This window comes from Methanosarcina sp. (genome assembly GCF_035390745.1).
Classification (GTDB): domain Archaea; phylum Halobacteriota; class Methanosarcinia; order Methanosarcinales; family Methanosarcinaceae; genus Methanosarcina.
This window is the reverse complement of sequence record NZ_DAOOUJ010000057.1, coordinates 1-17,990: the sequence shown is the minus strand read 5'-3', so window position 1 is coordinate 17,990 and position 17,990 is coordinate 1. Positions and strand designations below refer to the sequence as shown.

Here is a 17,990-nt window from a genome sequence, read left to right as displayed (position 1 = left end):
TTACATATCTCTATTGCGAGTAGCCCTGATCTTTTTGAAGATTTCCATCACAACAATAACCGTGCCTGCAATTATGAAAAAGCTGAACCAGCTTTGAAATGAAACGGGGCTTATACTGAGAAGTTCCTGCATGAAAGGTATATGCATGGAAAAAATATGCAGCCCCTGCATCAGGATAACGCCGATGACAAGAAAGTAGTTGTTCCTGACAGGCACACGGAATGCTGAACGGTACTCGGAACGGCAGTTAAATACATGGAAATTTTCAAAGAGAACCATCAAGAGCAGCAGGGAATTCCTTGCCAGTGTCTCCTCATATCCTTCCCAGAGTAACCAGGCCCAGGCTGCAAACGCTATGATCCCTATAGTTGCCCCTGAGATCAGAGTTTCTTTTACCATCAGGTCATTAAAGACCCCTTCTTCGGGTTTTCTCGGTTTTCTATACATTACTCCGGGTTCCCCTGCCTCGAAGGCCAGAGCCACTCCCTGAATTCCGTTCGTGACGAGGTTAAGCCAGAGGAGCTGCACTGCGAGCAGTGGTACTGGCAAGCCTATAAAAAGTGCAAGTATGAACAGAATAACCTCTGAAAGCCCTGTAGAGACGAGAAGAAGGCTGACCTTCCTGATATTGTCATAAGCAATTCTTCCTTCCTCAACCCCTGCAACAATAGAAGAGAACGTGTCATCGGTTACAATCATGGATGATGTATCTTTCGCCACATCGGTCCCTGACCCCATTGCAACGCCTATATTTGCCCGCCTGAGTGCAGGGGCGTCATTGACCCCGTCCCCTGTTACAGCAACAAAGTGCCCTCTCCTGACAAGTGAATCCACAATCTGCATTTTCTGTACAGGGGTTACCCTTGCAAACACTCGTATCTTTTCAAGGGTAGTCATAAAAGTGGGAAGTTCGGGGTCGCCAAGATCTTCCATCTCTCTACCTGTAAGCATTTCCTCTTTAGAATGAGTGATGCCAAGCTCACCGGCTATTGCAAGTGCAGTTTTCGGGTGGTCCCCTGTGATCATTATCACGTCAATACCAGCCTTTTTACAGGTCTGTACAGCTTCACTGACATCGGGTCTCAGGGGGTCTATGAAAGCTGTAATTCCGAGGAATGTGAGTTCTGGCTTTACAGAGTCAAGTTCTGGTGTTTCGCCTATCTTTCCTGGTACCGGACCTTCAGCCACAACGAGCACACGATACCCTTTCTCCATCAGGGAGTTCAGTTCCCTGTTAAGGGCATCCGAATCAATCGGAACCTTGCCTTCTGCTGTATTCATCGCCGTACAGTACGGGAGAACAGCTTCCATAGCTCCTTTGACAGCTACTCTGATGGAACCGCTATCTTCCCGATAATATACAGCCGCATACATCCTTTCGGATTCGAAGGGAACTTCAGCAACTGGCTTTACTTTTTTTCTAATCTCTTCCGGATTTATGCCTGTTTTGGATGCAAGCGCAAGAAAAGCGACATCTATGGCGTCTCCATGATGGACCCATTTTCCATCTTCCTGAAAGAGAGTACCTTCATTACAGATCACAGCAGCCAGTGCAAGTTTTTGAAGTCTTTCTATTTCTTTTGTTTCGGGAGAGGCTCCTTTTTCCTTTTTTATCTCCCCTTCAGGAGTATACCCTTCTCCTGAAACTTCAAAATAGTCTCCCGGAGGCAGCAGGACCATTCTTGCAGTCTGCTGGTTGACGGTGAGAGTACCGGTTTTATCGGTCGCTATAGTAGTACAGCTCCCAAGACTTTCTACTGCAGAGAGCCTGCGGACAATTACATTCCTTCTCGCCATTCGGGTGGATGCAATTGAAAGTGCAACCGTAACCCCTACAGGCAGCCCTTCCGGAATAGCTGACACGACGAGAGCTACTGCAAGGAAAAAAACTTCAATAGGTGCAGTCCCCTGTGAAAGTGCAATCACGCTCATTATGCAGCTTGCAACTATTACAACAATTCCTATTTTCTGGGCAAAATCTTCCATCCGTATAAGAAGGGGTGGCTTTGCAGACTCTGTTTCCGTGACTGCACGGGCAATCATACCAACTTCGGTTCGGCTGCCTGTAGCAGTCACCACTCCACAGCCTCGTCCCGTAATCACAGTACTTCCGGCATATGCCATATTATACCGATCACTAACGGGAGTATCTTCTTTAAGTATGCCTGCAGTCTTCTGTACAGCATCAGATTCCCCGGTAAGAAGCGATTCATCAATAGTAAGGTTCGTAGCACGGAAAATACGGAGATCAGCAGGGATTCGATTTCCTGATTCCAGCAGGATGATATCCCCAGGGACTATCTCCTCGGCAGAGATTTTTATCTCGGTACCTCCTCTCCTTACCCTGGACATAATTTTTAAGATCGTCTGCAGGTGGGTTGCACTCTGTTCCGCTTTCCACTCCTGGATAGTACCTATTACAGCATTGATTATAACTACAAGGAAAATAAACCCTGCATCTTTGAAATCATCCAGGAGGAGTGAGATTACTGCTGCTATAAGGAGGATATAAATTAAAGGGCTTTTAAACTGATGAAAGATTATTTCTGCCATACCAGGAGGTTTCCTTTCTGGAAGGGCATTTTTCCCATATTCTTTAAGTCTAATTAATGCTTCTTCAGGCTCAAGCCCCCTGGAAGAAGTGGCAAGTTTTCTGAATATAACTTCATTTTCCAGGGAATGCCATGAAGTAGTAGTTTTTTTAGTATGGCTATCAGACGTCGTCATCTCAGAAGACCTTTCCTTAGAGGGGCTGTTGCTCCTTCTCTCTTCCAGATCTTGTTGGTCCATGTCTCCTTCAGGTGTATCTGGATCTGATGAAAACACGCTTGTTTCCCCTCCCCCAAAAACATATTCCCAAATGTTTGCTTCCCGGCAGACTCACCTTTGATACAGTTCCTTTAGAAATCTACAGGTTAAGGTATTCTTCTGCCAGGAACTGGACATCCAGCTTGACAGCTTTCCCATGTGTGATTTTTGCATTTCTTAAAGGCAGCTGCATCCATTGAAACAGGAATTTCTCTTAGCACTGAGCAATTTTCAGTTTCGGAAATGTTAAAATGTCCTGATGCCCTCTATCGAATTGAGTTTACCCGCCTTATTCCCGTTTGCAAAATATGTGCTTATATTATAAATCTTATTTTACTATATATGTAGCTTTTAGATCCTATCTTTTTCAAGGTAATTTTTTGGATACTCTCTCAGATATCATTCTAATCGTGTTTATAAATGGTAAAATATTTTGTGAAATGGACTTATATCTCTTTACATGCGCCCTGGATGAAATTTTTAACTTTAAGTTCCATGCAGGCATTTTTTCTAATTTAATAAACAAAAAGAATAGGCGTTCCTTCTCAGTTTATCTCTGTCTTCCTTACTTCACCCTTAATTTATCCGGAATCTGGAAGCCTGTTCAGATGTACTTTCTTCTGCATAAAATGAGAGACAGGAGAAACATGGATATTCTGATGCCCTCTTATTTTTTGCTTCCTGTTTTGACTGCCCCGTAGAAAATTATGCCCGGGCAATTTCTCCGCGATTGAATAACTGAACGTTGTTATCAGGATATTTCTCGTTGTGGGGACTAACTCTGCCCAGGTCTCAAAATCTTAAGTACTCATCTGCGTCGTCTGGAATATCAGTTAGGTCCAGAATTATATATTTGTCTGCTCATTCAGGTTCTTTCTATCGCGTCTTCTGTAGCTTTTTATCATTTGCGGTAGAATACGTTTTCTGTATAAATATAATTGATATCTTATCCTTTAAATTGTTAGTTCAATCGTATACAATTCACAAGGTAAATTATCAATTATACGTATCTGTCAATATTATATGGAATTAATAATATTTAAAAGTCAAACATTATTAGTTTCATGAGCTCCAATGTATTTTCTGGAAGTCTAAGATCTATTTTCAAGCACAGTCGAACTGCTAATTCTAGTCATTATGAAAAAAATGCCACTCTTGAACTGCTTAAAAGTTCTATTTTAGTTGCATTTTCTGGCGCATTAAGAATTCATCTTGCATTTCTACTACTAAACATACAGTCTAGTATGCTAACCTGTGTTGCAGGGGGCTTAATTATTTATACAGTTTACACGCTTGACAGAGCTCTGGAATCCGAGGAAGACTCTGTAAACCGAAAGGAACTTAATGGCTCAAATAAAAAAGTTGGACTCCGTGTTTCACTGCTGGCTTTTGTAATAGGAACTTATATCCTGGCAAAAGAAGGGGCTTTTGAACTTGCATTCATACCTTTCGTAACTGGTTATCTGTACAGCAAAGGCATTAAAGTAGGCAGGCTTGCCTTGAAACTCAAAGGAGGGCTTGGAATTAAAAATATTGTCGTGGGGCTTACATGGGGGATTTTCATTGCAGGACTTGCAGGCAGAGGATATGGAAATCTTGTTCCCGTTGTTATGGTTTTTATTTTCTTTGGAGTCAAACTCTTTATTAACTCTGCGATCTACGATTTCAAGGATATTAAAGGAGATACTCTTGCAGGCATCAAGACCCTTCCAGTAAGCCTGGGAACAAGAAAAACCCGCAATCTCCTTCTTGCTATGCACCTGCTTTCTCATCTAATAATCGGGATTGCCCTTATCCACGGAATCCTTGCTTTCGAGCCCCTTATAGTTCTCTACAGTTTTGTTTGCGGATTGATATGCATTCAGAAATTTACAAATCCCGGGAATGAAGAATTTCCTTCACAAAAACTTGAACGAACTTTTCTTGTTGACGGGGAATCCACATCCATTATGGGATTAAGAATGGTTGCAGGCGCTTTAATCGCATAAATACTAAATTGCCTTAAAAGCCTTTTATGAAAATTTCACCCGGATCTGCATCTGGAGCCTGAAGTTCACAACAGGAACATTCAAAATTAGTACGGAAATCTGTTCTGGAGTCCACTCAAATAGACTCAAACAGATTTGACTGAAGACCAGTAAGTCTTCAGCCGTATTTCTCCTGTTTTTTGTTTTGTTCCGTTTCTTAATAAACTGCAACCACAGATCATTTTGAATCTCTGGATTACAAAGTCTTAATTTCAACTGCGTTTTCTTTGTAATATTTAAACAGGTCTTCTCCCCATTTAATTGACGAAGAATCAAAACCTACAAGGTCACTCCTGGGGTCAAAGGTTCCATTTTTGAAAAAGAGAGACAGTGATAAGAATCGGTCTGTTACGACAAAAGCTACCTTTGCAGTGTCATAAACATGGAAACTTGTATGTTTAAACTTAAGGAACTCTTCAATTTCAGCATTATGCTCGTTTTTTACTTTGAAAAAGACATTTGGCGTAACAATTATAGAAACGGGGATGTTCCTGCGAGCCATCTCAAGAAACATTGAAGGATAACTTGGGAGAAAAATGGACGTAAACCCCATGAAACGGCCAGAGGTCGGAACATTATCCATAAATGTTTTATGAGAATCGTAAATATGCTCGTGCTCATCTTTTATGACCCTGCATTCTTTCAGCTCCTGAATTCTGCTTAAAAGAATCTCAGGGATTGCTGTAATGTCATGGTCTCTCCAGAAGTCTTCGTTTGCTTCTATGGCTGTCAGAGTGTCAAGGAAAGGTTTGTAATATATAGCTGAAACTTTTCCCAGGGAAGTTAATCGATACATTCCTTCCTGCCTGACAATCATATTTGCGGTTTCCATTTCTTTCAGGCGAGGTAAAATCTCAGGTGATCTTACATCGAAGTAGTCCTTAATCTCCGAAAGGGTTTTGGGGCTCTCCTGAAGTAAAAATAGGATATCTTTTCGTTTTTCAGAAAAGGTCAGGATGCTTAAAAGTCCAGTTGATTTCACAAATATCAGCCCGTGGTTTCTCATGCAGTTTCTGGAGTCGTTTGAAACTTATAATTAATATACAAGCTCTCCAACTTTTATTTGCAGGGGAGGCATTTTGGTTTTTTTAATTCTTCTCATCTTTTATATTGAATTGAGGTGGCAGTTATGTCAAGATGATATAATATTGCTAGAATGATATACGAATTCAATATATATTATCTTTTTCAAGAGTATATCCAATCTTTAATAATTTTTTTCAGATATTAAGATATTCTGTGTATCTGTCTTTCGAAAAAGAAAATTTCCAATCCGAAAATTATCTGTTCACTTTATAAAAAAGTATGTTATTTCATTGAAATAAATTTATTCTATTAATATATGGCTTTACGCTGCTTATTCGAAATTTAAGTTAAATCTCATAAGTAAAAAATTAATATCCATAGTTAGCTGTCCGGCAAATTATTGATATAAGTGAATCGACCTATTATGAACTGAATGTCTCTGTCTCTATATTAATAATCTTCTAAAGATTTGCTTTGTTTAAAGTTCTATATACAGTTAAAAACTCAAAAATCTTCGCTATTTTTTGGAACATTTGGTCATTTAAACTCTTGACTCTTAAAAAAGACATGAAACGAGAATGTACCCTGCCATAAAATGCAGGAGTACCCGAGTTTTATATTGGACTCAGTTCTATTCCTGAGTCCTCTTTGTTTCTACTTATTTTTTCAGTGAAGGAAATGCCGCATACCTGTAAAGACCATTGAGACTCCAAGTCTGTTTGCAGTGGCAATGACCTCATGGTCTCTGATCGAACCGCCAGGGGAAACAATATAACGAATGTTACTTTCTGCCGCATGGACCACGCTATCATCGAAGGGGAAGAAAGCGTCTGAAGCCATTACACATTCTGACATAATCTTCCGGCAGTATTCTTCAAAAGATACGGCAGGCTGTTCGCGTTCATATATTACTCTTAAGTTTTCAACCGCCTTTGTAGCTGCCAGTTTACGAATAGAATCTACCCTGTTAGGCTGCCCCGCCCCCATGCCCAGTACCATGAATTGCCCTGGTTCATATTCATGAGCAAGGATCACGGCATTGGATTTTGTGGCTTTGCAGGCTTTAAGGCAAAACTCCGAGAGAGCACGCTTATTTTCTGGATAGGCAATTTCAGTGACAGAGTCCCATTTTTCATAGATCCCTATATCACGGCTCTGCTTAAGCATGCCTCCGATTACATATTTGTAGGTATATTCTGTTCCGAAAACCTCTCTGAGTTCCGGAAGTTTAAGGAGCCTCAGGTTTTCACTTTTATTTTTCAGGTATTCAAGAGCATCGGGTTTGAAGTCAGGGGCAAGGATAATTTCTACGAATTTACCATTCAAAAAAGTTGCAGCTTTGAGGTCAAAAGTCTCGTTTGTACAGATTATGCTCCCATAAGCTGAAATAGGGTCTCCATCCCATGCAGCCTGCAGGGCTTCCAGGAGTGTTTTTCCGGTAGCAAGCCCGCATGGATTGTTGTGTTTTACAATTGCCACGGCAGGGGAAGCGTTTCCGAGTTCTTTGACAGTCTGGAGTGCATTGTCTGCATCCACATAGTTATTGTAGGAAAGTTCTTTCCCGTGAAGCTGGATCACTTTTGCCAGGCTCGGACCTTTTATTGCAGGATCTTTGTAGAAATAAGCTTTTTGATGCCAGTTTTCTCCATAGCGAAGCTTTACCCCTTCAGCAAATTTCAGTCGCAGCACTTCTTCCCCAAGCAGAGTCCTGCTCAGATAGGTGTCAATAGCTGCATCATAGTCCGCTGTGTGCCTGAAAGCTTTAACCGCAAGTTCAGCCCGGGTTTTCTCGGAGATTATCCCGCTTGAGCGCAGTTCCTTAAGGACATGCCCGTAGTCTGAGGGGTCAGATATTACCGTTACCGAGCGGTAGTTCTTGGCTGCAGAGCGGAGAAGGGTGGGACCTCCTATGTCTATATTTTCAATAGCTTCTTCAAGCTCCACATTCTCTCTGGAAACCGTTACTTCAAAGGGGTACAGGTTTACAGCTACCAGATCAATAAGGGAGATGTCTTCTTTTGCAGCCTCCTCCATCTGTTCTTTGCTGTCCCTGAGGCATAAAAGTCCGCCATGAATTCTCGGGTGAAGGGTTTTGACTCTTCCTCCCATCATCTCCGGATAGCCTGTGACTTCCGAAACGTCAGTAACCTCGATACCTGCATCGCGAAGGATTTTCGCGGTCCCGCCTGTTGAGATAATCTTCACGCCAAGTGCTTCAAGCCCACGCGCAAATTCCACAATTCCTGTCTTGTCTGAGACGCTGAGCAATGCCCTTTTTACCAAAAAATCACCAATATACTTGGTTTAAAAATTATTAGCTATAAAACTTATGGTTTACATATTATTTTATTAGAAAGAGGGGCTTTCTTTGAAAAAAACCAGAGTTTAACTCCTTAAATGCAGCATTTCTGTTAACATCCTGATATAAACCTTCAGACATGTAGTTCTTTAATCTTTTGGTATTTTTACATGCTATTTTTTCCACAATTATTCCATTTTCAACCTCTCTCTTCCTGACCCGAAAAAGATAGAAATAAAAAGACGTCTACATGCCTTTAAGAGACCTGTTCTTATTCTGGTAAATACATGATATTGGAGTTCTTTTAATGCCTGAAGAAAAACCCCATAAATTGGCTTCCAGTGGACCCGTGCAGGAATATGACATTCCTGACAACAGGCATAACTTTGACCGTATCTGGGCTCTTTTAAAAGAAGAATATCCGGATGCAAAGCCTTCTCTAAACTACAGTAATCCTCTAGAACTTCTTGTAGCAACCGTTCTCTCTGCCCAGTCAACAGATGTCCAGATCAATAAAGTGACCGAAAGTCTATTTAAAAAATACAGGACCGCCTGGGATTACGCAAAAGCAGATATAAGGGAGCTTGAAGCGGATATTTATTCTACAGGCTTTTACAAAAGCAAAGCGAAAAATATCAAAGCTGCCGCGCAACTGATTATCGAGCGTTATGGTGGTGAAGTTCCACAGACAATGGAAGAACTGGTAACCCTCCCTGGAGTAGGAAGAAAAACCGCAAATATAGTTCTTGCCAGAGCTTTTGGAGTAATAGAGGGTATTGCCGTGGACACCCATGTAAAAAGAGTTTCCGGAAGGCTCGGGCTTACCCGGCATTCAGACCCTGTGAAAATAGAAAATGATCTTATATCCCTTGCCCGGAAAGAAGACCTTGATTCTGTTTCTATGACCCTGATTTATCACGGGAGAAAAGTATGCCAGGCAAGAAAACCCAGGTGCCAGGTTTGTGTTGTAAAAGAACTGTGCCCCTCAAGCACTATATTTATTGGTGAATAAGCCGGGAGTTTTTCAGGGGAACAGGAATAGTTGATTAGCGAGTTCTGAAATAAGCCCTGTGAAATGTTTATATCTCAAAAACTTTATGGGCAGCCGTTTCTTCCATTGTCTGGAAGAAAAACGGCTTTTCAAAAAAGGGAAATAGTTTTTACTCAGGCTTTTTTATTGAAAATCTTCCCAAATCCTAAACTGATTACCAGCACTGCAATTGTTCCTGCTGCAATCGCCATGACTTCTCCACTCTTACCCATACCTTCAATCGTATAGTCTGGCATTGGAGAGCTTACTGCGGGCTCCATTTCTTCAAGTTCAGACATTTTCGATTCTTCAATTACTCCTCCAGCTGCACTTTCCAGCCCGTCAGGGTCTGGAGACGCAAGGAAGGGTGCAAGGGCGGAAAGCAAAAGTGCAACTACAATTCCTGCGTAAAGGAATTTCATATTCGATTTCCCGCTCATGCATGAGCCTCCTTCTTTGATTTTTCAGGTCTGGCAGTGAAACTGTCCTCCAGGAGGTCAGGTCGGGATTTTGCAATTGCTGTGATTACAACTGCAGTGATCAGTCCTTCCCCAATAAAACCAATTATCAGGTGATAGGTGCCCATTGCCATGAGGCCCGGAACCAGGGGGAAGGTGCCTGCAATATACATCTGGACTGCACATGCCATTGCTGAAATAAAGAGCCCTAGCCATGCGCCTCCGAAGGCTGCAATGCTTGTGCCAGTACTCTTACGAAGGGCAGCATATGTATAATATCCGACAAATCCGGAAATTACACCCATGTTAAGGATATTTGCACCCATGGTGGTGATTCCACCGTCGCCAAAGGCAAAACCCTGTACCAGCAGCACGAGTGTGAGTACAAGAACTCCAGCCCAGGGACTTCCAAAGACTATGGCAACAAGAGTTGCTCCTACCATGTGCCCGCTTGTTCCCATCCCGATAGGAATATTCATGGCCTGAATTGCAAATATTCCTGCTGCAAGGGCTGCAAGAACAGGTATTTTCATTTCATCAAGTTCTTTTTTTGCCCATTTCATTGACATAAAAATAAACGGAATGGTAATCACCCAGTAGACAATTGCCTGAGTTAATGGAATAAAAGAATCTGGTATATGCATTTTTATTTTCCTCTTTTACACCCTATTTTTTAATTTTTCCCCGTTTTACTATGAACATTTCAGCTCACATGTCTTCCAGATATTATTTTCATATATGAGTAAACACCCAAAAAGTCAGAATTTGCTGGGTGCTGTCAGGGGAATTATATCAGTTACAAATCTCTTTTGACTGTCACTGATCTGTATTTTTGAAAGTAACCTTGGAATATTTCCTGTATAATCGTAGATATTCAGTATTACATATATACATTTTGGTATTATTTTTTTCGATAATTTTTTTATGAATTCTTCTTCCGTGTCGTAATTTTTATTTTTTAGTCTAATTCAGTAGCTTATGTTCACCCATCAAGTCGAATAGATGTTCATCCTGGTAAAATTGGTGTTAATCCAGATTAGCCCTATTTCTACTATCTTTTTGAGCCTTGAGGGATTGATTTTATAAGTTATTAAGTAATATATGCTCATCAGATTTTAACTTTTGGTAATATTTGTTATGAAAAGATGGTATATTTGTATTCAGCATATTTTCAGTATTGTATGGAGGAATATTCATAGACTGCAAAGAAGTTATTGCCGATTACTGGAATTTCAGGTCTTCAACCTACAAAAATGGAGTAAATGGTTTTGATGAAGACGAGCGTACGGTCTGGAAACAAATCTTTGAAAAATCCCTGTTTTCCGGCAAGCGTTTAAAAGTACTGGACGTGGGGACAGGCACAGGTTTTCTCGCCCTCCTTTTTGCCGAGATGGGGTATGAGGTAACAGGTATAGACCTGTCTGAAGGCATGCTCAAGAAAGCAAAGCATAATGCGGATATAACATGGGTCTAAAAATTGATTTATTCCATGCGGATGCGGAAAATCTGCCTTTTGAAGACTGTTCCTTTGACCTTATTGTGAATAAATACCTGCTCTGGACCCTCCCGAAGCTTTTGATTTAAATCTAATTTCAAAAGTTCTGAAAAAAACGATATCAACAGAAAAATTGAATGGATTTTTATGTCGACCTGCCGAAAGCAGGTTCAGATATAAAGATGGATATATAATATGCAGGCTGCACTAATGAGTAGAAAAATGATATCCAGTGTTTTTATTTTGGTCCTGTAATACGATTTTTCGTGTCCGCTCCCATAGCCTCTGCAAAGCATACTGATATAGGTTCTTTCTCCCTGCTCATAGGAGCGTATGAAAATCGAACTTATGCTGTTCCCTACCTGCTCAATGACCCATTTTCTCGGCACATCTTTGTTCCATATATCAAAGAGCCTGGTCTGCTGTGCAATTCGTATCCTTTTGAGCACGGCCCAGAAAAGGAAGAGATAGCGCACCATCATGCTCAGGAGCAGAGTAAATTCCCTGGGGATCCCTATCCTGTCGGCTGCTGCAACCATATCTCGCAGCCGCGTGGTGGAAGATAACAGGATAACAGCTGTTATGCAGACCAGAAATTTCACAATCAGTGTGCTTCCAAAGGCAATTCCCTCATATGTTATGCTTAACCCTAAAGGCAGGTCAAGAGGGTAAACCGTATAATTTTCTATGAAGGAAGGTCTCAGAAAAGGCTGGATAAGGGCAATCCCGAGCCCAAAAGGTAAAATCGCAAGAATACGGAGGAAAAAGTACCTCAAATCAAGCCCGGCAGCTAGCACAAGAAGCATCAAATAAGCTTCTACGGCAAAAAGACGAACCATATTTTTATCGTGAATCCTGGGCAGGCTTACCACATAAATTATTATTGCAAGCGCAAAAACCAGTTTTATCCTGGGATCAAGCCGGTGTACAGGGCTGTTTTTATATGATTCGCGTTCAATGTCCGTGAGAGTTACCATTATATATCCTCCAGTAAGGAGCCTTCTTTTCGGCTTTCACTCAATTCCGGCATTTTCCTTTCCCGAGTTTATTAGCCTCAGTATTTCGTCTCTGGCTGCTTCGGCTGTTATCTGTATGTTTACATTGAGTCCTTCCTGCTGGAGCATTTCGAAGACTTCTGCAACTCTCGGAAGCTTTAAATGAGCTTTTCTAAGAAGTTTTGGGTCACTGAATATCTCCTCCGGGCTTCCGTCAGCCTCAAGTCTCCCGTGATGGAGCACAAAAACCCTTTCCGCAAAATAAGGGACAACATCCACATCATGGGTTGAAAGCAGGAGAGTAATCCCCAGTTCTCTGTTCATTTTCATAATCAGTTCAAGGACGCGGGCTGAACTTAAAGGGTCAAGCCCTGCTGTCGGCTCGTCAAGCACGATAACTTCAGGGCGCATGGCAAGGATGCCTGCAATTGCCACAAGCTTCTTCTGCCCGCCACTAAGGTGGTGCGGGGCTCTTTCTTCAAAACCCGTTAGCCCTACCATCTGGAGGGCTTCTTTAACCCTTGCTTCTACTTCTTCTCTGGATAACCCCATATTTATTGGCCCGAAAGCCACATCTTCTTCAACACTTGGAGCAAGAACCTGGTCGTCAGGGTCCTGGAATACTATTCCTACTGTTTCCCTGCACATACGGACGTTCTTTTTTGTTATTTTTTCTCCCTTTACCAGGACTTCTCCGGAAAGAGGGCGCAGGATTCCGTTAAGGTGTTTGAAAAGAGTGGATTTTCCTGCTCCATTAGCCCCGAGCACCGCAACTCTTTCCCCCCTGTATACCTTCAGGTTTATTTTGTCAAGGGCATTTGACTCCAGGTGTGGGTATCTGTGGCAGAGGTCTTTTACTTCAAGGACGGGAGTGCATGTTCTCTCAGAGGGGTTATCTGTCTTTCCGGGATTTTTTCCGGTTTGTGGGCTTTTCTTGCCCTCAGTTTGCACCGGTAGATCTGCTCCTTTTTCAGGATTTCGTGGGGGGGTTGATTTGCTCATAACTGAAAACGTCCTGTAATGAGACCACAGCTTGCCTTTTTATATAACTTTTTTTAAAATAGTGTTACAGCTAATGAAGTTATCTTTTTTATGTGTTATGGTTTGTACTTTCCGGTTTGAAATTTGTGCTCACTTCTTAATTCTATTTCAGGTTAGTACTTTAAATTTCAGGTTAATGCTTCATCCTGAAAGGCAGATAAGCTTGAGAGATAATTATACAAATCTTCCCTGCATCTTTTACTTTGATGCAGAGGGTCATTCTTCATATAGATATGGACTATTTTTATGCAGCCGTAGAGGAGCGGGAAAAACCCGAACTCCGCGGAAAAGCAGTTGTGGTCTGCATGCTTTCAGGGCGAAGCGAACTAAGCGGGTCCGTAAGCACATGCAACTATGTTGCCCGGGAATTCGGAATAAGGGCGGGAATGCCGTGTTCAAGGGCTAAGAAACTCAATCCTGAAGCTGTTTTTCTGCCCGCCAGAAAGGAGTTTTATACTTCAGTTTCTGACAGGATTATGGAAATCCTCCGCAGCTACGCAGACCCCGGAATAAATGGAGATTCTTTTGAACAGATAAGCGTTGATGAAGCATTTCTTGAGATTTCTGAAAGGACAGGTGGAGATTTCAACCTTGCTTTTGAGCTAGGGGGACAGATTAAGAAAGAAATTAAAGAAAAGGAAAACCTGACCTGCTCTATAGGAATAGGACCTAACAAGTTAATCGCCAAAATGGCTTCCTCCGCAAAAAAACCTGATGGAATTACACTGGTGAGCCCTCAGGATGTGGAAGCTTTCCTCTGGCCGTTGAAAGTGTCCAAACTCTGGGGAATCGGGGACGTAACTGCAAGAAAATTACAGGAAATGGGCATATTTACGGTAAAGGATCTTGCAGAGCGTGATGTTATCGAACTTATTTCCACTTTCGGGAAGTCCCGGGGAACGTGGCTTAAACAGGCTGCTGCGGGAATTGATGATTCCCCCCTCAAAGAGAGGGACGGCTCGGAACAGATAGGAAGGATTGCGACGCTGCCTGAAGATACTCTGGATAAAGAGCTTATCTCTTCGCTGCTTGAAAAGCTGGCAGAAGACGTTATTGAAAAACTGGATTCAAGGGAGCTCTCTTTCAGGATTGTAACAGTCACAGTCATAAACTCAAACTTCAAAATGTTTACCAGAAGCCGCACTCTCAGCCACCCGGTATCTTCAAAGAACATCCTTCTTCAGGTATCAGGAGAAATTCTGGAAGAGTTCCTTTCAGAAAACAGGGGCGAATTCAGGCGTGTAGGGATAAGGGTAGGTGGGCTCCAGACGAAAAAAGGACAGAAAAGCCTTTTTGATTACTGAGGGAAACGTTTGATTTTGAAAATTATGTTGATCTTAAAAAATTATGTTGATCTTATTTAGTTCTGTTTGGTAAGTTATGTTCACCCATTTCATCTTCACGGGGCTCAGGTTCCCAACACAATTTATATTTATTTTTTATATATAAATAGCATCTCCCTTCTGTAATAGAATTTCGTTGATTGTCCTTGTTTTTCGTTAACCATAAGGAAATTTTTTTCATAAAATTTATCACATAAGAAATGTAATAATAATAAGGCTAATATTTAGAAATTACTTCCAGAACCTGAATTTCTATCCCCGTTTTTGAGCCAGGCTATTTTTTATGTAGATTCTCTCTGCACGCGGGTTTCTTCAAAACGACACTTTATTAGAAATTCGCTATAAATGGCGAAAAAATTTATAATGCGGGCAAGGAAGGATGGCTGCATAAGGACGGTCAGGAGAGGGACAATATGATTAAAAAACCGTTTACAATCCAGTTTCCGGAAAATCCCGTTAGCGGATTCAGCTGGGATATCGCAACAAGTAACGGGTTGCAGATAATGAGAGACAGATTTATTCCTGAAGATGAGGAAAAAACCGGCAGTGGGGGATACCGTGTATGGGATATTCAGGTAACTTGCCAGGGCAGTCAAAAGATAACAGGCACATACCGGAGGGGTAACCAGATAGCAAGTTGTTTTGAAATCAATATTGATGCCGAATAACTGTTTTTACAGGCTGTAAAGCCTGGACTCCTGGAAAGGTCGCCTTCTCTGGTAAAAATCCAATCCGCCCTTCCTTTCCAGGGGTTCACTTACTCTTTTTGCTTATTCCTCAAGTCCTGTTTTTATTATGTTTTTTATCTTAATTCCCTGTACAGGCTTATATGAATTTTACAAGCGGGCAGACCTCTATACAGGCTCCGCAATGGATGCAATTGTCCTTTATCCAGGCTCTTTTTTCATTCATTTCAATTGCACCGTGCTCGCAGTGTCCCACACAGATTCCGCACCCCTGACAGAGGACAGCTCTCCTCACTGAGAACTCAACCTTTCGCATGAGATTTTTAAGCGTTTTTTCATTTTCGCTTCTTCCATTGACATTTCCTGAAGCGAAGACCTGAGCTCTCGATTCTCCCATGACAACAGAAGCAGCCCCTTCAATGAAAGAAACTTTCCCCATCGGCTTGAGCATACCACTTTCTTCCAGAGTTTCTATGTCTATAGCCTGCCCGAAGCTTCCGTCCGCAGAAATCCCTCCTGCTTTGCAGGGCCTGTATCCTGTTGCAACTTCAAAATTGAGTTCCTTTGGAGCTTCCTGTGAAGGGAGCAGGGAAATTCCCTTTCTGTCCGCAAGTTCATGCAGTACTTTCGGATAGCGTTTGAAGCGCCATAATCCGTACTTTACCCACTCAGGGGAAAGCCCCATTTTCTCTGCATAAGCCTGAAGGTGAGAGTTGAGTTTTTTCGCAAGCTCAGGGTGGCTTTCCTCAAGCTGGAAGAAATCGGATAAAGATGAAGACGGGCAGAGCCAGCACCCCATCCTGTCGTACCCTTTCTCATATGCCGGATTATAAGGAGCCTTTGTCCTGAATAAGTAGAGCCAGACGTGCAGGGCTGTCCATTCCTGTATAGGGGATGCACCTACCTGATTTCCTACCCAGGGGTTTTTCCAGACCCTTTTGCTGATAGACCGCGCATGGGACTCGTACTGGCGCTGCCCTATGAAGCTCAGGCAGCCTCCTTCATAATTCTCGTCAATCAGCCTTGTAATGGGTCCAAGCTTGCAGATCTTGCAGCACCAGCGCGTATCCATTGTCGGAGGACCGAAAACTCCTATGGATTCCCAGAAAGAGTCTCCTGCACTCGCAGTCCTGAGAGTTTTTCCGCAATATTCAGCGACCTCTCTGACATTTTCAAGGGTTTCCGGAAATTCAAGCCCGGTGTCTGCAAACATAAGCTCGTAATCATCAAGAGTTTCGTCCACCAGCTGAAGAACTGCAAGGCTGTCCTTCCCCCCGGAATATGATACACTGACCTTGAGTTCCATGCTTCTCGAAACGTCCCTTATGAAAGCGTGGGCCTCTTCTATCATGGGATTCAGGATTTTTTCATTGGCTTTTACGGCGTCGCACCAGCTTTTTCCCGACTCGAGGATTTTTGCAGCCTTTGGCTCCGAACTCCAGCGCGGCTTTACTGCGTTTCCGCGTTTTTCCTCTATCATCTCTTTTCCTGCCATACGTGCGCGTCCGCAGCAGACTACATCTCCGGCAGGGTTAAGGACAACTACTTCGTCCTCTTTTTTTATTTCGGGGTCTGCATCAAGGACTCCGGGAGCCAGGATACTTGCCCCTTTTTTCAGGATAAAAGGTAATATTTCCTCTTCAATAACGACCCATTTTTTCAGGTCTTTTCTGTTCCTGCCCTGGAAAAGCCGCCTTGCCCCTTCGAGGCGGGGGAGAAGGACCCATTCACAGCTTTCTATTTCAAACCTTATGGATGCAATGACTTCCCCGTCCACTATTATTTCATCCATGCGGTCTTCATAAGGGGCTTTGTTAAGCACCACAAGGTGACCGTCGGGGATAAGAGGAGCGTTAAATTGTTTTTCAGAAACGGAATTTATGCGTCTGATGTCATAATCAAAAGCCGGGCGAATATCTCCGGGAGGAGTTACCTCAACCTTTTTTGTTTTACTGCCGCACCCACACTTTTTTCCGAGCACAGGCACATTGCAGGCTTCGCACCAGTGCAGGAGCATTTTGCCAAGGTATGCTGGTCTGGACATGTCACGCAGATTGAGTGAGGTTCCCCTTTAAAAGGCTTTGGCTCAAGCTTTTTAAAAAAAAGCTTGACCAAAAATTTCTGTAGGAAGTTTTGGCTTTTACTATGGGAAGGTGTTAATTTCGAATTTATTCGTCACATAAACCCTTGCTCCTTTCGGGTTAACTGCAACTTTACGAGGATAATCTCCTACATCCGCTACGGCTTCAACCGTATTTGTCGCTGTGTCAATTACAAAAACATTGGTGCTGAATCCTGATGAATTCGTCACATACACCTTTGTTCCTGCGGGGTTGATTGCGGCTTCTCCAGCCCAGCCTTCTACAGGTATCACGGTTTTAAGATTGTCTGTTGCTGTATAATTACAAAGACAGTACCCGTATCGATTCCTATGCTCGTCACATATGCAAATGGAGCAGCACCTGCTATACTCATCAGTATTAAAATTGCAAGTGCTGATATTCTAAAAGTTTTTATGAATATATCTTCTCTACGTAGTTTATTAGACATTGCTACAAATGAGAGTGGAATCGGAAAAGTGGCAATCGACGTTGATATAATTTTACTTTTCATCTTTAATCCCCAAACAACGTTTGCCTTTCATGCTATTGTTGCGTCAACAGTAAAATATCGTATATAACCGATTAGAAGTATTTAGAATCATTTTAATCTTTGATAATTGACGTAACACTAGTGTCTCAACCATTTAATTTTTGCATATCTTTATAATCTTTGAATCTCT

The 17,990-nt window shown here is 42.2% G+C and carries 17 protein-coding genes; 6 read left to right on the top strand and 11 right to left on the bottom strand.

Annotated features, from left to right (window positions below; genetic code table 11):
• On the bottom strand, nt 1-2,790 hold the full coding sequence (locus tag PLL47_RS11880; protein ID WP_324446419.1) for a cation-translocating P-type ATPase: 2,790 nt from the start codon (nt 2,788-2,790) through the stop codon (nt 1-3).
• 1,082 nt (nt 2,791-3,872) lie between these two features.
• Between PLL47_RS11880 and PLL47_RS11875 the strand changes: the two genes are divergently transcribed.
• Entirely contained in the window at nt 3,873-4,796 is a 924-nt protein-coding gene (locus PLL47_RS11875; protein WP_324446418.1) for a UbiA family prenyltransferase, read from the top strand.
• Nucleotides 4,797-5,031: 235 nt separating this feature from the next.
• Here PLL47_RS11875 and PLL47_RS11870 read toward each other — a convergent pair whose 3' ends face one another.
• From PLL47_RS11870 to PLL47_RS11860, 3 genes are all read right to left on the bottom strand, one after another.
• A complete protein-coding gene (locus tag PLL47_RS11870) occupies nt 5,032-5,817 on the bottom strand; it encodes a helix-turn-helix transcriptional regulator (protein ID WP_324446417.1) in 786 nt (261 codons plus the stop codon).
• Nucleotides 5,818-6,527: 710 nt separating this feature from the next.
• Nucleotides 6,528-8,144 carry a bifunctional phosphoribosylaminoimidazolecarboxamide formyltransferase/IMP cyclohydrolase gene (gene purH / locus PLL47_RS11865; RefSeq protein ID WP_324446416.1) on the bottom strand — a complete coding sequence of 539 codons (1,617 nt, stop codon included), beginning with the start codon at nt 8,142-8,144 and terminating at the stop codon, nt 6,528-6,530.
• 58 nt (nt 8,145-8,202) lie between these two features.
• Nucleotides 8,203-8,346: a hypothetical protein gene (locus tag PLL47_RS11860; RefSeq protein WP_324446415.1), complete on the bottom strand. Its 144-nt coding sequence runs from the start codon at nt 8,344-8,346 to the stop codon at nt 8,203-8,205.
• Between the two features lie 121 nt (nt 8,347-8,467).
• On the opposite strand from PLL47_RS11860, the gene nth reads away from it, so the two are divergent.
• On the top strand, nt 8,468-9,172 hold the full coding sequence (gene nth, locus PLL47_RS11855) for an endonuclease III (RefSeq protein ID WP_324446414.1): 705 nt from the start codon (nt 8,468-8,470) through the stop codon (nt 9,170-9,172).
• Between the two features lie 152 nt (nt 9,173-9,324).
• Here the strand turns inward: nth and PLL47_RS11850 are convergent, their stop codons facing one another.
• Nucleotides 9,325-9,630, bottom strand: coding sequence for a PDGLE domain-containing protein (locus PLL47_RS11850; RefSeq protein ID WP_324446413.1), 306 nt, complete (start codon nt 9,628-9,630; stop codon nt 9,325-9,327).
• Nucleotides 9,627-10,292 (bottom strand): cobalt transporter CbiM, encoded by a 666-nt coding sequence (cbiM, locus tag PLL47_RS11845; protein WP_324446412.1) that lies wholly within the window; start codon nt 10,290-10,292, stop codon nt 9,627-9,629. The genes PLL47_RS11850 and cbiM overlap by 4 nt, the downstream gene beginning before the upstream one ends.
• 533 nt (nt 10,293-10,825) lie before the next feature.
• Between cbiM and PLL47_RS11840 the strand changes: the two genes are divergently transcribed.
• Together PLL47_RS11840 and PLL47_RS11835 are read left to right on the top strand one after the other, a co-directional pair.
• Entirely contained in the window at nt 10,826-11,122 is a 297-nt protein-coding gene (locus PLL47_RS11840) for a class I SAM-dependent methyltransferase (RefSeq protein ID WP_324446411.1), read from the top strand.
• The gene (locus PLL47_RS11835; protein ID WP_324446410.1) at nt 11,113-11,232 is read left to right on the top strand and encodes a methyltransferase domain-containing protein; all 120 of its coding nucleotides are present in this window, start codon (nt 11,113-11,115) and stop codon (nt 11,230-11,232) included. The genes PLL47_RS11840 and PLL47_RS11835 overlap by 10 nt, the downstream gene beginning before the upstream one ends.
• Nucleotides 11,233-11,313: 81 nt before the next feature.
• Here the strand turns inward: PLL47_RS11835 and cbiQ are convergent, their stop codons facing one another.
• Together cbiQ and PLL47_RS11825 are read right to left on the bottom strand one after the other, a co-directional pair.
• On the bottom strand, nt 11,314-12,120 hold the full coding sequence (gene cbiQ, locus PLL47_RS11830) for a cobalt ECF transporter T component CbiQ (protein ID WP_324446409.1): 807 nt from the start codon (nt 12,118-12,120) through the stop codon (nt 11,314-11,316).
• A gap of 36 nt (nt 12,121-12,156) precedes the next feature.
• Nucleotides 12,157-13,140: an energy-coupling factor ABC transporter ATP-binding protein gene (locus PLL47_RS11825; RefSeq protein WP_324446408.1), complete on the bottom strand. Its 984-nt coding sequence runs from the start codon at nt 13,138-13,140 to the stop codon at nt 12,157-12,159.
• A 242-nt stretch (nt 13,141-13,382) separates the two neighbouring features.
• Between PLL47_RS11825 and dinB the strand changes: the two genes are divergently transcribed.
• Together dinB and PLL47_RS11815 are read left to right on the top strand one after the other, a co-directional pair.
• Entirely contained in the window at nt 13,383-14,483 is a 1,101-nt protein-coding gene (gene dinB, locus PLL47_RS11820; protein ID WP_502883699.1) for a DNA polymerase IV, read from the top strand.
• 452 nt (nt 14,484-14,935) lie between these two features.
• The gene (locus PLL47_RS11815; protein WP_324446406.1) at nt 14,936-15,190 is read left to right on the top strand and encodes a protease inhibitor I42 family protein; all 255 of its coding nucleotides are present in this window, start codon (nt 14,936-14,938) and stop codon (nt 15,188-15,190) included.
• 157 nt (nt 15,191-15,347) lie between these two features.
• Here PLL47_RS11815 and PLL47_RS11810 read toward each other — a convergent pair whose 3' ends face one another.
• The 3 genes from PLL47_RS11810 to PLL47_RS11800 form a co-directional block, all read right to left on the bottom strand.
• Nucleotides 15,348-17,252 carry a phosphoadenosine phosphosulfate reductase domain-containing protein gene (locus PLL47_RS11810; protein ID WP_324446405.1) on the bottom strand — a complete coding sequence of 635 codons (1,905 nt, stop codon included), beginning with the start codon at nt 17,250-17,252 and terminating at the stop codon, nt 15,348-15,350.
• Nucleotides 17,253-17,351: 99 nt separating this feature from the next.
• Nucleotides 17,352-17,582 (bottom strand): YncE family protein, encoded by a 231-nt coding sequence (locus PLL47_RS11805; protein WP_324446404.1) that lies wholly within the window; start codon nt 17,580-17,582, stop codon nt 17,352-17,354.
• On the bottom strand, nt 17,579-17,821 hold the full coding sequence (locus PLL47_RS11800; RefSeq protein WP_324446403.1) for a hypothetical protein: 243 nt from the start codon (nt 17,819-17,821) through the stop codon (nt 17,579-17,581). The genes PLL47_RS11805 and PLL47_RS11800 overlap by 4 nt, the downstream gene beginning before the upstream one ends.
• Nucleotides 17,822-17,990 lie beyond the last annotated feature (169 nt).

Bases quoted from the DNA above. Each gene is read 5' to 3' on its own strand.
- PLL47_RS11825 (WP_324446408.1), bottom strand. From the start codon at position 13,140: ATGAGCAAATCAACCCCCCCACGAAATCCTGAAAAAGGAGCAGATCTA.
- PLL47_RS11835 (WP_324446410.1), top strand. From the start codon at position 11,113: ATGGGTCTAAAAATTGATTTATTCCATGCGGATGCGGAAAATCTGCCT.
- nth (WP_324446414.1), top strand. From the start codon at position 8,468: ATGCCTGAAGAAAAACCCCATAAATTGGCTTCCAGTGGACCCGTGCAG.
- cbiQ (WP_324446409.1), bottom strand. From the start codon at position 12,120: ATGGTAACTCTCACGGACATTGAACGCGAATCATATAAAAACAGCCCT.
- PLL47_RS11815 (WP_324446406.1), top strand. From the start codon at position 14,936: ATGATTAAAAAACCGTTTACAATCCAGTTTCCGGAAAATCCCGTTAGC.
- cbiM (WP_324446412.1), bottom strand. From the start codon at position 10,292: ATGCATATACCAGATTCTTTTATTCCATTAACTCAGGCAATTGTCTAC.
- PLL47_RS11800 (WP_324446403.1), bottom strand. From the start codon at position 17,821: ATGAAAAGTAAAATTATATCAACGTCGATTGCCACTTTTCCGATTCCA.
- PLL47_RS11875 (WP_324446418.1), top strand. From the start codon at position 3,873: ATGAGCTCCAATGTATTTTCTGGAAGTCTAAGATCTATTTTCAAGCAC.
- PLL47_RS11810 (WP_324446405.1), bottom strand. From the start codon at position 17,252: ATGTCCAGACCAGCATACCTTGGCAAAATGCTCCTGCACTGGTGCGAA.
- PLL47_RS11880 (WP_324446419.1), bottom strand. From the start codon at position 2,790: ATGGACCAACAAGATCTGGAAGAGAGAAGGAGCAACAGCCCCTCTAAG.
- PLL47_RS11850 (WP_324446413.1), bottom strand. From the start codon at position 9,630: ATGAGCGGGAAATCGAATATGAAATTCCTTTACGCAGGAATTGTAGTT.